Origin of the sequence: Aeromicrobium sp. Leaf245 (assembly GCF_942548115.1) — a bacterium.
Taxonomy (GTDB): domain Bacteria; phylum Actinomycetota; class Actinomycetes; order Propionibacteriales; family Nocardioidaceae; genus Aeromicrobium.
This window is the reverse complement of sequence record NZ_OW824151.1, coordinates 1,432,087-1,449,009: the sequence shown is the minus strand read 5'-3', so window position 1 is coordinate 1,449,009 and position 16,923 is coordinate 1,432,087. Positions and strand designations below refer to the sequence as shown.

Genomic DNA, 16,923 nt, shown 5'->3' with positions numbered 1-16,923 from the left:
CCAGCCGCGATCACGCCTCCCGTGCCGCGGACCGCGCCGTGTCGAGCCACCCGCCGACCGCGACCACGAGGGCCCGTGACGCGTCGAAGACGGCCGGCTGCCGCCAGAAGGAGTGGATCATCCCGAGGGCCCGGTGCGCGGTGACCTGCACGCCGGCGTCGGCGAGCGCTGCCGCATACGCCTCGCCCTGGTCACGGAGCACGTCGTGCTCGCACGTGACGACGACGGCAGGCGGGTGCTCGGCCAGGTCGGCTGCGCGGAGCACGCTCACCTCGGGCTCGTCGGCTCGGTCCCCCGGCGCGTACGCCTCCCACATCCACGTCATGTCGTCGATGCCGAGGGCGGCGTTCTCGAGCGACGGGTCGAGGTCGGCCCGGCGGTCGGTGACGGGGTACAGCAGGACCTGGTGGTCGAGGAGTGCCGGGTCGCGCACGCACAGGCCCGCGACGAGGTTGGCGCCGGCGGAGTCGCCGATCGCGGGGACCCAGTCGGTGTCGACCCGGTGGCCGCGGCCGTTCGCGCGGAGCCACCGGGCGGCCCGCTCCACGTCGTCGAGGCCCGCCGGGAACGGGTGCTCCGGAGCCAGTCGGTAGTCGACCGACAGCAGGGCCCAGCCGGTGACGTGCGCGAGGTACCGGCAGAAGACGTCGTGCGTCTCGACGTCGTGCATGACCCAGCCGCCCCCGTGGACGTAGAGGGCCACGGGTGCGCCGAGCCTCGGACGGTAGAGCCGGCACGGCACGCCGTCGGCGTCCACGTCGGCCACGTGGTCGAGGCCGATGCGGTCCTGCTCCATGGCGACCGCCCGCGACTGGGCGCGGATGTCCCTGACGGCCTCGAGGTCCAGCGGCGGCCCGCCGTCGTCGGATCCAAGGGCCTCCAGGTAGGCCCGGGCCTGGGGGTGCAGCGTCATGGGGTCAGCCTAGGACTCGGGGGTCCCGTCGTCGGGCTCCGCGAGCGACACCGGGAAGCGTCGCCCACGGAGTCCACCCGCGCTCAGTCGAAGATCGGGTCGCGGTCGCGGGTGCGCTTCAGCTCGTAGAAACCGTCGTACCCGGCGAGCAGCCGCGCGCCGTCGAACACCCTGCCGGCGTCCTCGCCCTTGGGAGCGGGCGACAGCACGGGGCCGAAGAAGGCGGTGCCGGCGACGGAGATGACGGGGGTGCCGACCTCTTGGCCGACCCGGTCGATGCCGTCCGCGTGCGAGGCGCGGACGGCGTCGTCGAGCGACGTGTCCTCCGCGGCGTCGGCGAGCTCGGTGGGCAGGCCGACCTCGGCCAGGACCTCCTCGTAGAGCTCACGGGTGAAGTCGCGTCCGCCGGGGTGACGGGCGGTACCGATGGCGGTGTAGAAGGCGCGCAGCTTCTCCTGCCCGTGCTGCTGCTCGATCGCGATGGCGAGCCGGACCGGACCCCATCCGGCCTGGATCATCTCCTTGTACTCGTCGGGGACGTCCTTGTCCTCGTTGAGCACCGACAGGCTCATCACGTGGAACACGGTGTGCACGTCGCGCACCTGCTCCACCTCGAGCATCCAGCGCGAGGTCATCCACGCCCACGGGCAGAGCGGGTCGAACCAGAAGTCGACGGTCTCGGTGGTGGCGGTGGCGTCGGTCGAAGTCATGTCCCGATCCTTCCACGCGAGCCCCAGCGCGCTCGGCGACCCGGCGATCTCACAGTGCCACCCACGACCGTGTGCGGACAGTGTTACCGAGCCCTGACGTCGGGCGGTGCGCCGCGAAACACGTCGTCCCTAGCGTTCGAGACGTCCTGGGGCCCCTCGGCCCCTCCCGGATCGAACGAGGAAGCCCATGACGATCGAGCTCGACACGCCCCGCTCCGCTCCGTCAGCACCGACCCGGGCCGCGACCCCGCCACCGCAGCGTCGCACCGGCCGGTGGATCGACCACTGGGACCCGGAGGACCCCGCCTTCTGGGAGTCGCAGGGACGTCGGGTCGCGCGGCGCAACCTCGCCTGGTCGATCTTCGCCGAGCACCTCGGCTTCTCCGTCTGGCTGCTGTGGAGCGTCACGGCCACCTTCCTCGCCTCGGCCGGCTTCGCGTTCACCCCCCAGCAGCTGTTCTGGCTGGTCGCGGCCCCCAACCTCGTCGGCGCCCTCATCCGGCTGCCCTACACGTTCGCCGTGCCCCGGTTCGGCGCCCGCAACTGGACGGTCGTGAGCGCCCTGCTCCTGCTCGTGCCGACCGGGCTCTTCGCCTGGTTCGTGCAACGGCCGGACACGCCGTACTGGGTCTTCATCGTCATCGCGGCGACGGCCGGCGTCGGAGGCGGGAACTTCGCCTCCTCGATGGCCAGCATCAACTTCTTCTACCCGGCGAGCCGCAAGGGCGCGGCACTCGGTCTCAACGCCGCCGGCGGCAACCTCGGTGTCTCCCTGGTCCAGCTGTTCCTGCCCGTCGTGGTCGGCGGCGCCGGTCTCTTCGGACTCGTGCAGGCCAGCGGCTCCGGGATCGCGCTGGAGCGGGCGGCCTACGTGTGGGGAGGTCTGGCCGTCCTGGCCGCGGCCGGCGCGTTCTTCTTCATGAACAACCTGTCGGTGGCGGCGTCACGACCCCGCGAGCAGCTGCGCGTGGTGACCTACCGGCACACCTGGATCATGGCGCTGCTCTACATCGGCACCTTCGGCTCCTTCATCGGCTTCTCCGCGGCGATGCCCCTGCTCATCAAGATCAACTTCTGGAACCAGCCCGTGCCCGACGTCGTCGGCATCGGCGTCAACGTGGCCTCCTTCGCCTTCCTCGGCGCCCTCGTCGGCTCGATCACCCGACCGTTCGGCGGCTGGCTGGCCGACCGGTTCGGCGGAGCACGGATCACCGTCGTGTCCTTCGCCCTCATGACCGTGGGCACGCTCGCGGTGCTGCTCACCCTCACCCGGCTGACCCCCGTGCCCAAGATCGACCCGACCACCGTCGACCCGGAGACCTTCACCTACCCGACCGCCGTGACGAGCGCGGTGGAGGCCAACGAGCAGGTGTTCTGGTTCTTCCTGGCCGCCTTCCTCTTCGTCTTCGCGGCCTCCGGCGTCGGCAACGGGTCGACCTACCGGATGATCCCCATCATCTGGAAGGTGCAGGCCGAGCAGGCGGGGCCGGAGGGCTCGCCCGAGCGTCGCGCCGCCCTCCTGCGCTCCACGCGCGAGGCATCGGCCGTGCTGGGCATCGTCGGAGCCATCGGTGCGATCGGTGGCTTCCTCATCCCGATGACGTTCGGTGCACCGTGGATCACGGACCCGGTCTCCGCGGTGAAGACGGCCTTCGCCCTGTTCGCGGCGTTCTACGTGGTCTGCCTGGTGGTCACCTGGGCCGTCTACCTGCGGCCGCGGTCCGCTATGGCCCGCGCGAAGGTCTGACGTGCACGACACCTCCAGCCCCATCACCGACACCGACACGCACTGCCCCTACTGCGCCCTGCAGTGCGCGCAGCGGCTCGGCGGCCACCCTCTTGCCGCCGAGCCCCGCGACTTCCCGACGAACCGCGGCGGCATGTGCCAGAAGGGGTGGACGTCGGCGGAGCTGCTGCGCACCCCCGACCGGCTGGTGGAGCCGCTGCGGCGCACGCCCCGGGGGCTTCGACCGGTGAGCTGGGAGGAGGCCCTCGACGACATCGCCGACCGTTCACTCAGCCTCGCCGAGCAGCACGGACCCGATGCGCTGGCGGTGTTCGGCGGGGGCGGTCTCACCAACGAGAAGGCCTACCAGCTCGGCAAGTTCGCACGGCTGGCGCTCCGCACGCGGATGGTCGACTACAACGGGCGGTTCTGCATGTCGTCCGCCGCGGCGGCGGCCAACCGGTCGCTGGGCGTCGACCGCGGTCTGCCGTTCCCGCTCACCGACCTCCGGGACGCCGACGCCGTGCTCCTGCTCGGCAGCAACCTCGCCGACACCATGCCACCGGCCGTCCAGCACCTCACCGGCGCTCGGGAGCAGGGCGGGCTGGTGGTCGTCGACCCGCGGAGGTCCGCCACGGCTCGCCTGTGCGACGACGGCGCGGGGACCCACCTGCAGCTCGTTCCCGGCACCGACCTGGTGCTCCTGCTCGGTCTGCTGCACGTCGTCCTCGGTGAGGGCCTGGCCGACACCGCCTACCTGCACGAACGCGTGGACGGGGTGGAGGAGGTCCGCCGTTCCGTGGCCTTCTGGTGGCCCGAGCGCGTGGCCTCCGTGACCGGCGTCCCGGAGCCGCAGCTCCGCGCCGTCGCCCGGCGGCTGGCCGACGCCTCCCCGCACCGCGGCGGGCGGGGCGCCTTCGTGCTCACCGGCCGCGGCGCGGAGCAGCACACCGACGGCACCGCGACGGTGTCGGCCGCGATCTCCCTGGCACTGGCCCTCGGGCTGCCCGGCGCCGAGCGTGGTGGCTACGGCGCCCTCACCGGCCAGGGCAACGGGCAGGGTGGCCGCGAGCACGGGCAGAAGGCGGACCAGCTCCCCGGCTACCGGTCGATCGAGGACCCCGCCGCCCGGGCCCACGTCGCGGGGGTGTGGGGTGTCGACCCCCACGTCATCCCCCGGTCCGGGGTCCCCGCCATCGAGCTGTTGGCCCGGCTGGGCACCGCGGACGGTCCGCGCGGACTCTTCGTGCACGGGAGCAACCTGGTGGTGAGCGCTCCCCGCGCCGGTGCCGTGCGCGAGCGGCTCGCCTCGCTCGACCTGCTCGTCGTGTGCGACGTGGTGCCCTCCGAGACGGCACTGATGGCCGACTACGTCCTGCCGGTCACGCAGTGGGCCGAGGAGGAGGGGACGATGACCAGCCTCGAGGGTCGCGTGCTGCGGCGCCGACGCGCGGTCACGGCACCGCCCCAGGTCCGCGACGAGCTCTGGATCTGGGCCGAGCTGGCCCAGCGGCTCGACGCGCCGGGCACGTGGTCCACCGAGTCCCGGGAGGTCTTCGACGAGCTCGCCCGTGCCAGTGCCGGTGGACGGGCCGACTACGCGGGCATCACCCACGACCGGCTGGACACGGGCGAGTCCCTGTACTGGCCGTGCCCGGACCCGTCGCACCCCGGGACCCCCCGCCTGTTCACCGAGCGCTTCGCCACGGCGTCGGGACGGGCCACGATGGTGCCGGTCTCCTCCGACGGCCCCGACGATGCCGTCCGCGAGGACGCACCCATCCACCTGGTCACCGGTCGCCTGCTGCAGCACTATCAGTCCGGGGCCCAGACCCGGCGGGTCCCGGCGCTGCGGGAGGCCGCCGGCGAGGCCCACGTCGAGATGCATCCGGCGCTCGCGGCGCGGCTCGGCGTGGACGCCGCGGAGCTGGTCCGGGTGACCTCGACCCGCGGCTCGATGGTCGCCCCGGCACGCCTGACCCGCGACATCCGCCCCGACACCGTCTTCGCACCCTTCCACTTCGCCGGCGACGGACTCGTGAACGCCGTCACCAACGACGCCACCGACCCGGTCTCGGGGATGCCGGAGTTCAAGGTCTGCGCCGTGACCGTCGAACGGGTCGAGCCGGGGGCGGGCCTCCGCCGACCGACCGACGCACCCGCCACGCTGCTGGAGGTCGAGTCATGAGGATCGTCGTGGTGGGTGCCGGGATGGTGGGCCACCGGTTCGCCTCCGAGGCGGTACGCCTGCGCCCGGACGCCGACGTGGTCCTCGTCGGCGAGGAGCCCTACGAGCCGTACAACCGTGTGCTGCTGTCGGAGCTGGTGGCGGGTCGGACCGACCTGGCCGGCCTCACCCTCCCGGCCACCCCCGGCGTCGAGGCGCTGCGGGGCGTGCGTGCGGTCGGTCTCGACCGCGCCGCTCGACGCCTCGCCCTCGACGACGGCACCAGGCTGGCGTGGGACCACCTCGTGCTGGCCACCGGCGCACGGGCGCGCACGCTCCCCCTGCCGGGCCTGGACACCACCGACGGGCAGCCGGTCCCCGGCGTGCACGTGCTGCGGAGCATCGACGACGCCCGCGCCGTCGTCGCGGGTGCCCTGAACGCCGACCGCGCCTGCGTCGTGGGAGCCGGCGCCATCGGGACCGAGGTGGCCTGCGGCCTGCGTCGTCGCGGGCTCGAGGTGACGGTGCTCGCCTCGCGCGACGGCATCCTCGACCGCGACCTCGACGAGCACGTCGCGCAGGTGGCCGGGCGCACGCTCGCCGACCTCGGGGTGCGGCTCGTGCCGCGCGCCGGGATCCGCGGCATCGAGGTGCAGGACGGGCACGTGGCCGCGGCGGTCCTCGGCGACGGCACCCACGTCGGCACCGACCTGCTGGTGCTGGCCACCGGGTCCGTCCCCCGCACCGAGCTCGCGGCACAGGCCGGCCTCACCGTCCGTCACGGCATCGTCGTGGACGAGGACCTGCGCACGAGCGACCCGAACGTGAGCGCGATCGGTGACTGTGCCGAGACTGCGGACGGGGTCAGCGGCCTGGTTGCTCCCGGCTGGGCCCAGGCCGACGCCCTGGCGGCCCACCTCGTGAGGTCGACGCCAGTGCCCATGCTCGCGGTGACCGGGGCGGCGATGCGGCTCAAGGCCGTCGGCCTGGACGTGGTGACGGCCGGCGTTCGGGCCTCGACCGCCCGGCCCACCGACCGCGTGGTGACGCTTGACGACGGCGGTGCTCGACGGTTCGTGGAGGTGGTCGTGCGCCAGGGGACGCTCGTCGGCATGACGTGCGTGGGCGCGCCCGACCTCGCCGCTCGACTCTCCGTGCAGCTCGACCGACCGGGCATCGCCCCGCCCGACCCGCTGCAGCTGCTCGTGGGCGCACCGGAGGAGCAGGCGGGCTCCCCCACGGCGATGCCGTCGAGCACGACGGTGTGCCGGTGCAACGGCGTGACCAAGGCCGACGTCGTGTCGTCGTGGGACGACGGCTGCTGCACCCTCGACGAGGTCGTCGCGGCCACACGTGCCACGACCGGGTGCGGAGGATGCCGCAGCCTCGTGTGCGGCCTGGTCGACTGGCTGCGGGACGTCGACCCTCCCGCGCGACCCGCACCGGCACCCACCCCGACGGCGATCTCACGCCCCGCACCTCACGAGCGTGAGACAGGTGTTGCAGCCCGGTAACCGTGGACGTCGGACCTCGACACACGGGCTTCGTAGCGTCGACGACATGGAACGCAGCACCGTGGTCGTGGCCGGAGCAGGCATGGTGGCCCGCCGCCTCGTGGAAGCCCTCGTGGAACGAGGTGCCACCGAGACGTGGGACGTGGCGGTGTTCGGCGACGAGCCGCACGCACCTTACGACCGGGTCGCGCTCACCAGCTACTTCGACCTCGAGCGACCCGAGGACCTGCTGCTCGGGGACCAGGCCCTCTGGAGCACTCCGGGCGTCACCCTGCACACCGGCGCCCCGGTGCAGTCCGTCGACACCGCGACCCGGACCGTCGTGGCCGGTGGCGAACGGCGTCGCTACGACGCCCTGGTGCTGGCGACCGGGTCGTACGCCGCGGTCCCCCCGGTCGAGGGAGCCGACCTGGCCGGCTGCTTCGTCTACCGCACGATCGAGGACCTCGACTCCCTGCGGACGTGGATCGACGAGCGGTCGTCCGCGCTCGGGCGACCGGTGCGAGGCGCCGTGGTCGGTGGTGGCCTGCTGGGGCTCGAGGCCGCGGGCGCCCTCACGTCGCTCGGCGCCGAGACCACGGTCGTGGAGTTCGCGGACCGCCTCATGCCGGTGCAGGTCGACCCCGGTGGCGGCGAGGCGCTGCGCCGGCTGATCGAGGGTCTCGGCGTCCACGTGCGCACCTCGACCGCGACCTCCCGCGTGGAGGCCGACGACGAGGGTCGTGTCCGCGGCATGGAGTTCGCGTCGGGCGACCGGCTCGACGTCGACGTCGTGGTGTTCGCCACCGGCGTGCGGCCCCGTGACGAGCTCGCCCGGGGGGCCGGCCTCGACGTGCACCCACGCGGTGGTGTGCTCGCCGACGCCGGCTGCCGCACCAGCGATCCCGCCGTGTTCGCGATCGGCGAGGTCGCCTGCGTCGCCGACCGCGTGTGGGGCCTCGTCGGGCCCGGCTACACCATGGCCGAGGTGGTCGCCGACCGGCTGCTCGGCGGCGAGGCCGCCTTCACCGACGCCGACCTCTCCACCAAGCTCAAGCTGCTCGGGGTCGACGTGGCCAGCTTCGGCGACGCGTTCGGCACGACCCCCGGCAGCCTGGAGGTCGTCTACGCCGACCCCGTCCAGGGCCTCTACAAGAAGCTCGTGCTGAGTGACGACGCGTCCACGCTGCTCGGCGGGGTCCTGGTGGGCGACGCCTCGGCCTACGGCAGCCTGCGGCCACTCGTGGGGCACGCCCTCGGCACCGACCCCACGGGCTGGCTGCTGCCCGAGTCCGCCGAGCGACCCACGGGCGGCGCGCTGCCCGACGAGGCGACCGTGTGCTCGTGCAACAACGTGACGGCCGGTGCCGTGCGCTGCGCCGTCACCGAGCAGGGGTGCACCGACCTGGCCGGGGTGAAGGCCTGCACCAAGGCCGGCACCAGCTGCGGCTCGTGCGTGCCGATGGTCAAGCAGCTGTTCCAGGCCCAGCTGGCCGAGGCCGGGATGGAGGTCAGCGACGACCTCTGCGAGCACTTCTCCCTCAGCCGTGCGCAGCTGTTCGACGTCGTGCGCGTCAGCGGGATCCGTACCTTCAGCGAGCTGGTGGCCCGCCACGGCCGTGGTCGCGGCTGCGACGTGTGCCGGCCGGTCGCGGCCTCGATCCTGGCCTCGCTCTACCAGGAGCACGTCCTCGACGGCGAGGGTGCGGCGCTGCAGGACACGAACGACCACGTGATGGCCAACATGCAGAAGGACGGCACCTACTCGGTGGTCCCGCGCATCCCCGGCGGCGAGGTGACCCCCGAGGGACTGATCGTCATCGGCGAGGTCGCGAAGGACTTCGGCCTGTACACCAAGATCACCGGCGGCCAGCGGATCGACCTGTTCGGGGCGCGGATCGAGCAGCTGCCCGCCATCTGGTCGCGTCTGGTCGACGCCGGGTTCGAGTCCGGGCACGCCTACGGCAAGTCGCTGCGCACCGTGAAGTCCTGCGTCGGGTCCACGTGGTGCCGCTTCGGCGTGCAGGACTCCGTCGGCCTCGCGATCGCCCTCGAGCTGCGGTACCGCGGGCTCCGCTCACCCCACAAGATCAAGCTCGGCGTGTCCGGCTGCGCGCGCGAGTGCGCCGAGGCGCGCGGCAAGGACGTCGGCGTGATCGCCACCGACCAGGGCTGGAACATGTACGTCGGCGGCAACGGCGGGTTCACGCCCCGGCACGCCCGGCTCTTCGCCGAGGACCTCACGACCGAGCAGCTGGTCCGTGCCATCGACCGGTTCCTCATGTACTACGTGCGCACGGCCGACCGGCTCCAGCGCACCGCACCCTGGGTCGAGTCGGTCGAGGGCGGCCTCGACGCCGTGCGTGCCGTCGTGATGGACGACGCCCTCGGCATCGCCGCCGACCTCGACGCGGCCATGGACGCCCACGTCGGGGGCTACCGCGACGAGTGGGCGGCCACGCTCGAGGACCCGGAGAAGCTCCGCAAGTTCGCCTCGTTCGTCAACGCCCCCGACGTCGCCGACCCCGACCTGGCCTACGTGCCCGAGCGCGGCCAGAAGCGACCGGCGTCGCCGGCCGAGCGCGGCGTCGTCATCGCCGGCGACACCTTGCCCGTCCGCACCGCAGGAGGCCCTCTGTGACCACGTCCCTCGTCCCGACGCAGACCACGACGGCCCACGCCGTGTGCCGCGTCGACGACCTGCACCCCGACCGCGGGGCCGCCGCGCTGGTCGACGGCCACCAGGTCGCGCTCTTCCTGCTCGCCGACACCGGTGAGGTGCTGGCGGTCTCCCACCGCGACCCGTTCACCGGCGCGAACGTGATGGCCCGTGGGCTCGTCGGGTCGCGGGGTGAGGCCGCCACCGTCGCCTCGCCCCTGCACAAGCAGACCTTCGACCTGCGCACCGGCCGGTGCCTCGACGACCCCGACGTGTCCATCGCCACCTGGCCCGTCTCGGTCGTGGAGGGCGTCGTGCACGTGCTGATCGACCAGACTGGGTGACCGTGAACGTCCTTCGACCCGTCCTCGCCGGCACCGCGGTGCTCGTCACCGCCCAGCGCCGGGCCGAGGAGCTCGCCGGCGCCCTGCAACGACGGGGGGCCGAGGTCACGACGGCGTCGTCGCTCGGCGTGGAGTCACACATCGACGAGGCCGGTCTGCTCGCCGAGACCCGCCGACTGCTCGCGGACCCGCCGGACGTCCTGGTCGTCACGACCGGCATCGGCTTCCGTGGCTGGCTGGACACCGCAGAAGCCTCGGGCGTGGGGCACGACCTGGTCGAGGCGCTGGGCCAGACCCGCATCGTGGCCCGGGGGCCGAAGGCCCGGGGTGCCCTCCAGGCCGCGGGACTCACCCCGGACTGGGTCGCGGAGTCCGAGACGTCCGCCGAGATCGTCACCCTGCTCCTCACCGAGGGCGTGTCGGGTCTCCACGTGGCGGTGCAGCACCACGGGGCCGGTGACGACGGCATCGAGTCGGCGTTGCAGGACGCGGGCGCGACCACCACCACGCTCGTCGTCTACCGGTGGGGCCCACCCCCCGACCCCGAGGCCGTCGAGCGCTCCGTCCGCATCGCCACCTGCGGCGGGTTCGACGCCGTCGTCTTCACCTCGGCGCCGGGCGCCTCGGCGTGGTTCGAGGTGGTCGAGCGGCAGGACGGTCTCGACGCGTTGCAGCACCTGGTCGCGGCGCGGCGGCTGACGCTCGCCGCGGTCGGACCCGTGACGGCCGACCCCCTGGTGACGCGCGGCTTCCGCCCGCTCGTGCCGGAGCGCTCGCGCCTCGGCGCCCTCGTCCGTGAGCTGATCGTGCACCTAGGTGAGGACGCCGCCGCGATCGAGGTGCCGGACGGACAGCTCCGCCTGCACGCCACGACCGCCACCCTGGACCACACGATCCTGCCCGTCTCGCCGAGCGGGCTCGCCGTGCTGCGGCTCCTGGCCGAGAAGCCCGGCAGCGTCTGCACGCGCGAGCAGCTGCTCGACGTGCTGCCCGGGGACTCGCGCGACCCCCACACCGCCGAGATGGCCGTGGCCCGGCTTCGCGACGCGGTCGGCCGGTCGACCATCCGCACCGTCGTCAAGCGCGGCTACCGCCTCGCGGTCGAGGAGGAGACATGAGACCTGCGCTCGTCGCCACGTCCCACGGGACGTCGAGCCCCGAGGGCCGCAGGGCGGTGGCCGCCCTCGTCGAGGCGGTCCGGCAGCGGCTGCCGCACGTGGAGGTCCTCGACGCCTTCGTCGACGTGCAGGAACCGTCCCCGGACGCGGTGATGGCGCGGCTTCGAGGTCCGGCCGTGGTCGTGCCGCTGCTCCTCGCGCCGGGGTTCCACGTTCGGGTGGACATCGCCCGTGCGGCGAGCGTTCCCGGCGCGTCGGCGGCCCCCACCTTGGCCCCGGACAGCCGTGTCGTCACCGTGCTCGTCCGACGACTCCTCGAGGCCGGGACGTGCGACGACGACGTCGTCGTCATGGCGTCGGCCGGCTCGAGCGACGACCACGCCAGGGCCTGCTTCGAGGAGGTGGCCCGCGACCTCAGCGCCGCCATCGGCCAGATCGTGCCGGTCGGCTACGTCGGCGGCACCGGACGACCGCTCGACGACGTGGTCGCCGACGCACGCGCCGGCGGGGTCGACCGACGCGTCGTCGTCTCCTCGTTGCTCATGGCACCGGGCTTCTTCCACGACCGCATCGCCCACGCCGACGTCGACGTGGTGACCCGGCCGCTGCTCGACGACGGTCCGGTCGACACCCGCCTCGTGGACCTGGTGCTGGAGCGGTACTCCGATGCCGCGGCTCAGGGGGCGTGGAGCGGCACGGGCTGACCGGCGCGCATCTCCTCCACGAGCGACGCGACGACCGCGTCGAGGCGACCCTCGTGCGCGGCGGCGACCCTGCGCTGGCGCTCGTACGACGGCCCGCGTCGGACGATCTCGTCGATGCCGGCCAGCTCGTCGGTGCAGCCGAGCCGCTCGGCGACGGGCTCGAGCGTGACGAGCAGCCGGGCGAGGTCGGCCGTGACGAGGTCCTCGTGGGCGTGCTGGTCGAGGATGAGCCAGGAGTCCATGCCGTACCGCGCGGACCGCCACTTGTTCTCCTGGGCGAACCACGGCGGCAGGTCGGGCAGGTCGTGACCGGCGTCGAGCTCGCTCGAGAAGTGCTCGACCAGGCAGTGGGTGAGCGCGGAGATGCTCATCAGCTCGCTCATCGTGGGGATGCCGTCGCACACGCGGACCTCGAGCGTCCCGAACTTCGGGGACGGACGCAGGTCCCAGCGGATCTCGTCGAAGACGTCGATCACGCCGGTCGTGGTCAGGTCCTGCGCGTAGTGCTCCAGCTCGGACCACTCCTGGAAGTGGAACGGCAGCCCCGCCGTCGGGAGCTGCTGGAACATGAGGGCCCGGTTGGAGGCGTATCCCGTGGCCTTGCCGCCCCAGAACGGCGAGGACGCGCTGAGTGCCTGCAGGTGTCCGTAGTACGCGAGCATCGCGTTGCTGATCGGCAGCACCTTGTCGCGGTCCTCGATGCCCACGTGCACGTGCACGCCGTAGATCAGCATCTGGCGGCCCCACCACTGCGTGCGGTCGATGAGCGTCGCGTAGCGCTCCTGGTCGGTGACCTTCTGGTTGTCCCAGCGGGCGAACGGGTGGGTGCCGGCGCACATCAGCTCGACCCGGAGGGGGTCGGTCACGGTGCGGATCTCGTCGATCGCCTCCTGCAGGTCGGCACCGGCCTCGGCCACGGTCCGTCGCGGCCTGGACACCACCTCGACCGTGTTGAGGAGCAGCTCCTGACGGATGAGCGGGTGCTGACCCCCTCCCGCTGGGGCGACGGCGTCGAGCACCGTCTGCGCGACCTGGCGCAGGTCGCCGGAGTCGGCGTCGACGAGGGCGAGCTCCCACTCGATCCCGACGGACGAGCGCTCGGAGCGCGCGAAGGGAAGATCCACCCCCTCATCCTGCCCCAGGACGACGGCCGAGGCCTTATCGTCCCAGCATGCGCGACGTGAGCGGGGCCTGGCGGTCCGACCACCCGTGGGCGGTCGTGTACGACAAGGTCAGCGGTGACCCGCGGCTCGGTGCGCTCCTGTGGCGCGTGGGCGTCGGCTCGAGCGTCGACGAGCTGCACCGGCGGGCCCGCCGCGAGCTGACCGCTCTCCCGCCCGGGTCGACGGTCCTCGACGTGCCTTGCGGCGGGGGCGTGGCCCTGCGCGACGTCCCACCGGACGCGGCGCTGCAGTACGTCGCCGCCGACATCTCCCCCGCCATGCTCGCCCGCACGCGACGCGAGGCCGAGCGACTCGGCCTGCCCGACGCGGGCCCGCTCGCCGTGCGGACCCGCGAGGCCGACGTGCAGGACCTCGACGACGCCGACGACACCTACGACCTCGTGCTCGCCTTCACGAGCCTGCACTGCTTCCCCGACCCGGAGGCCGCCGTGCACGAGCTGGCCCGGGTGCTCAAGCCCGGCGGACGCATCGTCGTGAGCGTGTTCTGCTCCGACGCCGGCCTGCGGTTCGTCCCGGTCCACCTCGCCGGTCGCGCGGTCGGGGTGCTCGGCCCCGGGGTCCGGCGCGGCGACGTCCGACGGTGGCTCGTGGAGGCCGGCTTCGTGGACCTGCGGCTGGACCAGGCCGGTGGACTCACGTACGCCGACGCCACCCTCGCCTGATCCCGGACGGCCGGCCGCCGACCGCGCACCACGGTGTCCTCCGCGGTGCATAGAGTGGGCGGCATGCCCGGAACCAACCTGACCCGTGAAGAAGCGACCGAGCGCGCAGGCCTCGTCTCCACCGACCACTACGTCGTCGAGCTCGACCTCACCACGGGCGAGGAGCGCTTCGGCTCCACCACGACCCTGCGGTTCGGCGCGGTCCCGGGCTCGTCGACCTTCGTCGACCTGGTCGGCGCCGAGATCGGCGCCATCACGCTCAACGGCACCTCGCTCGATCCGGCCACCTACGCGGACAGCCGCATCCCGCTGCCCGACCTGAAGGCCGAGAACGAGCTGGTCGTCGAGGCGACGTGCGCCTACTCCCACTCCGGCGAGGGCCTGCACCGCTTCGTCGACCCCGTCGACGACCGCGTGTACCTGTACACCCAGTTCGAGGTCCCGGACGCGCGCCGGGTCTTCGCGACCTTCGAGCAGCCCGACCTCAAGGCCACCTTCGACTTCCGCGTCACGGCCCCGTCGCACTGGGCGGTCGTGTCCAACTCCCCCGTCGCCGAGACCATCGAGGTCTCCGAGGGCGCCAGCACCCGGGTGTTCGAGACCACCAAGACCATGTCGACCTACATCACCGCCCTCGTGGCCGGCGAGTACCACGGCGTCGAGGACGTCTACGTCGGCGAGTACGGCGAGATCCCGCTGGGCGTCTGGTGCCGCCAGTCCCTCGTCGAGCACCTCGACGCCGACGACATCCTGCTCGTCACCAAGCAGGGCTTCGCGTTCTTCGAGGACGCGTTCCAGATGGCGTACCCCTTCGGCAAGTACGACCAGCTCTTCGTGCCGGAGTACAACATGGGCGCGATGGAGAACGCGGGATGCGTGACCTTCCGCGACGAGATGATCTTCCGCAGCCGGCAGACCGTCGCCGCCTACGAGCAGCGGGCCAACACGATCCTGCACGAGATGGCGCACATGTGGTTCGGCGACCTCGTGACCATGAAGTGGTGGGACGACCTCTGGCTGAACGAGTCGTTCGCCGAGTTCGCCGCGCACCACTCGTCGGTCGAGGCCACCCGCTTCACCGACGCGTGGACCGGCTTCACCAACAACCGCAAGAACTGGGCCTACCGCCAGGACCAGCTGCCGTCGACGCACCCCATCGCCGCCGACAACTACGACCTGCACGCGGTCGAGGCCAACTTCGACGGCATCACCTACGCGAAGGGCGCCTCGAGCCTCAAGCAGCTCGTGGCCTGGGTGGGGGTCGACGACTTCTTCGCCGGCCTGCGCTCGTACTTCACCAAGCACGCCTACGGCAACACCACGCTGCAGGACCTCCTCGTCGAGCTGCAGGAGGCCTCGGGCCGCGAGCTCGACTCGTGGGCGGCGGAGTGGCTGCAGACGTCGGGCGTCAACACGCTGCGCGCACGCTTCGAGACCGGCGACGACGGCACGTTCACCTCCTTCGCCGTCGAGCAGACCGCGATCGAGGAGTACCCCACGCTGCGTCGCCACCGCATCGCCATCGGCCTCTACGACGTCGTCGACGGCCGGTTCGTGCGCACCGAGCGCATCGAGACCGACGTGCGGGGCGAGCTCACCGAGGTCCCCGAGCTCGTCGGCCTGCGTCGGCCCGCCCTGGTGCTCCTCAACGACGACGACCTCACCTACGCCAAGATCCGCCTCGACGAGCAGTCGTTCGCCCAGCTGGTCGAGCACGACATGGCCTTCACCGAATCGCTGCCACGGGCCCTCTGCTGGGGCTCGGCGTGGGACATGACGCGCGACGCAGAGCTGCCCTCGGCCGACTTCGTGTCGCTCGTGCTGGCCGGCGTCGGCTCCGAGACCGACCTCACGGCCGTCGCCTCGCTGCTGCGCCAGGGCCAGTCCGCGGTCAACCTGTACACCTCCGACGAGGACCGACCGCCGCTCGCCGAGCGCTGGGAGGCCGGCGTGCGTGCCCTCCTCGAGGCGGCGGAGCCGGGCAGCGACCACCAGCTGGCGTTCGTGCGCGGCTACGCCGCCGCGACCACGTCGGCCGAGCAGGTGCGTGCCCTGCTGGACGAGGGACTGCCGGGGCTCGACGTCGACACCGACCTGCGCTGGACGTTCGTGACCGCCCTCGCCCGTCTGGGCGCTGCCGACGAGGCCGACATCGCTGCCGAGCTGGAGCGCGACAACACCATCTCCGGCCGTGAGCGCGCCGCCGCCGCGCGCGCCATCCGTCCCACGGCCGAGGCCAAGGAGGCGGCCTGGCAGGCCGCGGTGGTCGACGAGTCGACCCCCAACGAGACCCGTCGCCAGACGGCGTCGGCGTTCCAGGTCTCGGGGCAGGGCGACGTGCTGGAGCCCTACGTGCAGCGCTACCTCGAGATGGCCGAGTCGGTCATCGAGGACAAGGGCGTCTGGATCGGGCAGGTGGCGCTGGTCTACCTGTTCCCGCTCGCCAACCCCGCGCCGTCCACCCTCGACGCGGTCGACGCGTGGCTCGGCTCCACCGAGGCCTCGGCCGCGGCCAAGCGCTACGTGAGCGAGGGTCGCGACGACCTCGCCCGCGCCCTGCGCGCCCGCGCCCCCCGCTGACCGCGGCCGGGAGATTCCCAGGTCGACCTGGGAATCTCCCACCACGCACGGAGAGCTCAGCCGCGCACGGGAAGCAAGCCGTGCGTCCCTGCGATTCCCAGGACGACCTGGGAATCTCCCATCACGCACGGAGAGCTCAGCCGCGCACGGGAAGCAAGCCGTGCGTCCCTACGATTCCCAGGTCGACCTGGGAATCTGCGCGACGGGTCGGAGCGGGTGCCCCCGCTCCGCGATTCCCATCAGGTGATGGGAACGCCGCACTTCCCATGGCGGGTACGCCATGGGGAGTGGGTGAGAACGCAGGTGGGTTCGTGATTCCCATCGGCTGATGGGAATCACCGAGCCGGCTGGGCTCAGTGGTGGGCGGCCTCGTTGCCCGGAGCCACCTCGAGGTCGGTGGACGGCGCCGGGGGCACGTAGTTGTTGCGCGCCGTGAGCAGACCGAAGAGCGACACGACCACGAAGAGGCCGACGGTGCCGCCACCGAAGAGCAGCAGCCACTCGAGCGTGCTGCGCTCGGGAGCCGCAGGCCAGGCCTCGGAGGCCGGCGAGTCGGCCCAGGCGGTGGCAGAGGTCGTGCCGAGCACCACGAGCGTGGAGACGACGACGGCGAGGATGCGCGCGGGAGCCTTCATGGCCACCATCGTATCGCCCGTAGGCTGG

Annotated in this window: 13 protein-coding genes; 9 read left to right on the top strand and 4 right to left on the bottom strand. The window is 72.7% G+C overall.

What is annotated here, in order from left to right; genetic code table 11:
* Window positions 1-10: 10 nt before the first annotated feature.
* Window positions 11-913: an alpha/beta hydrolase gene (locus NBW76_RS07190; protein WP_056553040.1), complete on the bottom strand. Its 903-nt coding sequence runs from the start codon at window positions 911-913 to the stop codon at window positions 11-13.
* A gap of 83 nt (window positions 914-996) precedes the next feature.
* The gene (locus NBW76_RS07185; protein WP_056553043.1) at window positions 997-1,623 is read right to left on the bottom strand and encodes a DsbA family protein; all 627 of its coding nucleotides are present in this window, start codon (window positions 1,621-1,623) and stop codon (window positions 997-999) included.
* A 187-nt stretch (window positions 1,624-1,810) separates the two neighbouring features.
* On the opposite strand from NBW76_RS07185, the gene NBW76_RS07180 reads away from it, so the two are divergent.
* Genes NBW76_RS07180 through NBW76_RS07150 form a run of 7 tightly spaced genes read left to right on the top strand, consistent with a single transcriptional unit; the run spans window position 1,811 to window position 11,834 of the window.
* Window positions 1,811-3,370: an MFS transporter gene (locus NBW76_RS07180; RefSeq protein ID WP_055964958.1), complete on the top strand. Its 1,560-nt coding sequence runs from the start codon at window positions 1,811-1,813 to the stop codon at window positions 3,368-3,370.
* A gap of 1 nt (window position 3,371) precedes the next feature.
* Window positions 3,372-5,537 (top strand): molybdopterin oxidoreductase family protein, encoded by a 2,166-nt coding sequence (locus NBW76_RS07175; protein WP_235492895.1) that lies wholly within the window; start codon window positions 3,372-3,374, stop codon window positions 5,535-5,537.
* The gene (locus NBW76_RS07170; RefSeq protein WP_056553046.1) at window positions 5,534-7,030 is read left to right on the top strand and encodes an FAD-dependent oxidoreductase; all 1,497 of its coding nucleotides are present in this window, start codon (window positions 5,534-5,536) and stop codon (window positions 7,028-7,030) included. Before NBW76_RS07175 ends, NBW76_RS07170 begins: the two co-directional genes overlap by 4 nt.
* A 46-nt stretch (window positions 7,031-7,076) precedes the next feature.
* Entirely contained in the window at window positions 7,077-9,650 is a 2,574-nt protein-coding gene (gene nirB / locus NBW76_RS07165) for a nitrite reductase large subunit NirB (RefSeq protein ID WP_056553049.1), read from the top strand.
* Window positions 9,647-10,012 carry a nitrite reductase small subunit NirD gene (nirD, locus tag NBW76_RS07160; protein ID WP_055964946.1) on the top strand — a complete coding sequence of 122 codons (366 nt, stop codon included), beginning with the start codon at window positions 9,647-9,649 and terminating at the stop codon, window positions 10,010-10,012. The genes nirB and nirD overlap by 4 nt, the downstream gene beginning before the upstream one ends.
* 2 nt (window positions 10,013-10,014) lie before the next feature.
* Window positions 10,015-11,130 carry a uroporphyrinogen-III synthase gene (locus NBW76_RS07155; protein ID WP_164468776.1) on the top strand — a complete coding sequence of 372 codons (1,116 nt, stop codon included), beginning with the start codon at window positions 10,015-10,017 and terminating at the stop codon, window positions 11,128-11,130.
* On the top strand, window positions 11,127-11,834 hold the full coding sequence (locus NBW76_RS07150) for a sirohydrochlorin chelatase (RefSeq protein ID WP_056553054.1): 708 nt from the start codon (window positions 11,127-11,129) through the stop codon (window positions 11,832-11,834). Before NBW76_RS07155 ends, NBW76_RS07150 begins: the two co-directional genes overlap by 4 nt.
* Here the strand turns inward: NBW76_RS07150 and NBW76_RS07145 are convergent.
* Window positions 11,807-12,958 (bottom strand): glutamate--cysteine ligase, encoded by a 1,152-nt coding sequence (locus tag NBW76_RS07145; protein ID WP_056553057.1) that lies wholly within the window; start codon window positions 12,956-12,958, stop codon window positions 11,807-11,809. The two genes, NBW76_RS07150 and NBW76_RS07145, sit on opposite strands and share 28 nt — an antisense overlap.
* Before the next feature lie 47 nt (window positions 12,959-13,005).
* On the opposite strand from NBW76_RS07145, the gene NBW76_RS07140 reads away from it, so the two are divergent.
* Both NBW76_RS07140 and pepN read left to right on the top strand, forming a co-directional pair.
* A complete protein-coding gene (locus NBW76_RS07140) occupies window positions 13,006-13,680 on the top strand; it encodes a class I SAM-dependent methyltransferase (protein ID WP_056553059.1) in 675 nt (224 codons plus the stop codon).
* Window positions 13,681-13,743: 63 nt separating this feature from the next.
* On the top strand, window positions 13,744-16,260 hold the full coding sequence (pepN, locus tag NBW76_RS07135) for an aminopeptidase N (protein WP_056553502.1): 2,517 nt from the start codon (window positions 13,744-13,746) through the stop codon (window positions 16,258-16,260).
* A 353-nt stretch (window positions 16,261-16,613) separates the two neighbouring features.
* Here the strand turns inward: pepN and NBW76_RS07130 are convergent, their stop codons facing one another.
* Window positions 16,614-16,895: a hypothetical protein gene (locus tag NBW76_RS07130; RefSeq protein ID WP_156364703.1), complete on the bottom strand. Its 282-nt coding sequence runs from the start codon at window positions 16,893-16,895 to the stop codon at window positions 16,614-16,616.
* Window positions 16,896-16,923 lie beyond the last annotated feature (28 nt).